2 protein-coding genes and 1 pseudogene are annotated in these 1513 nt (G+C 34.0%); all 3 read left to right on the forward strand.

Features of this window, described 5'->3' with window-relative positions; genetic code table 11:
* Positions 1–839, forward strand: an 839-nt coding sequence (locus AB4496_RS20840) for a glycosyltransferase family 2 protein (protein WP_372131845.1), incomplete at its 5' end; no start/stop codon positions are given.
* A 2-nt stretch (positions 840–841) separates the two neighbouring features.
* On the forward strand, positions 842–1180 hold the full coding sequence (locus tag AB4496_RS20845; RefSeq protein WP_032555297.1) for a hypothetical protein: 339 nt from the start codon (positions 842–844) through the stop codon (positions 1178–1180).
* 19 nt (positions 1181–1199) lie between these two features.
* A pseudogene (locus AB4496_RS20850) lies at positions 1200–1513 on the forward strand (hypothetical protein); the annotation flags it as partial.

Consider the following 1513-nt stretch of genomic DNA (forward strand, 5'->3'; position numbering starts at 1 on the left):
GTGATATATTGTTTGTGGATGATGGTTCAAAAGATGATACATGGTCTCGAATTGAAGCACTAGCCGAAAATAATGATAAAATAAAAGGAATCAAGCTTTCCATTAATAAAGGGCACCAAGTCGCACTGAAATCAGGCTTGGATTGTTCGGTAGACAAGTGTGATTTCTCTATTTCCCTAGATGCGGATTTGCAACAAGACCCTTCTGTAATAGAAGATTTCATTTTGGACTTTAAGAATGGGAATGATGTGGTTTATGGTGTCAGGAAAGATAGAAATACAGATGGATTATTAAAAAAAACGTTAGCAAAATGTTTCTATAGATTAGCAAAAAAACTAGGCATTGACCTAGTTCCAGGTCATGCTGATTATCGAGGCTTGTCAAATAAAGCCCTAGATATCTTGTCGTCACATGATGGGAAAAACCCTTTCTTACGTGGGATCATTCCAACATTAGGTTTACGATCTTCAATTGTTGAGTTTGATGTTTACGATAGAGAACATGGTGAAAGTAAATATACGTTTGAAAAAATGATGAATCTTGCGTTAAGCGGAATTATTTCCTTTTCAATAGTCCCTCTTAGATTGTTTGCAGCACTTGGTGGTCTTATTGTTCTCACTTGCATTTTAATGTCGCTATATATTTTATCAATGTCAATTATATTTGGTGGAACTGTTCCTGGTTGGGCGTCAATTACACTGCCAATATATTTTCTAGGTGGTATTCAATTAATCGGCTTAAGCGTTATTGGTGAATATATAGGAAGGGTTTTCATAGAAGTGAATAAAGCACCTACGTATATTATCGACAGAGTTACAGAAAATAATAATAGGATATAATTATGGGAGGGATCTTATATATAGCTATTGCTATTTCACTAAATGTTTCTGCACAGGTATTACTTAAATACTGTAGTGGGCGTGTGTTTCCATTATCTATAAGTAATGGTTTTCTCTATGGTGTGTTATTGGCACTATTTTTTTATGGCGGTAGTTTTCTTATTACACTAAAAATATACTCTATGTATCCATTATCGATAGTTTCGCCTGTTATGGCTGGCTTGACTATTTTATGCATCACCCTCAGTGGTGTTTTTATATTCTCTGAGTATTTAAGTGGATTGCAAATATCAGGGGTTGTATTAACTATATTTGGTATAGTATTACTATCTATTAAATAGAATAATAAGGTTTTTAGACATGAGTTTGGACCAAATTTGCTTCTCTCTAGTTTTTCTTGGAGTGATAATCCCCATATTAATTTTCATCAAGCCGAAGTCGATTGTCTGTGGTATGTTTAAAGATAATATTGAAGTTAAAATCTTAAAAGAGAAAACTTTTTTCAGTGTAATTGTTGTGGCTATTTTCATTGGTGGGGTTTCAATCTATGCGCTAAACTTATTCTTACCGTTGGAATATCGTCACTCTGACTCTGTAGGTTATTTAAATTCACTCATACGGCCTGTTTTATACAGTGGGAGATTTTTTCCATTGGGTCACCAAGAATTCAACTT

The organism is Vibrio sp. 10N.222.46.A1 (assembly GCF_041473595.1).
GTDB lineage: Bacteria > Pseudomonadota > Gammaproteobacteria > Enterobacterales > Vibrionaceae > Vibrio > Vibrio tasmaniensis_A.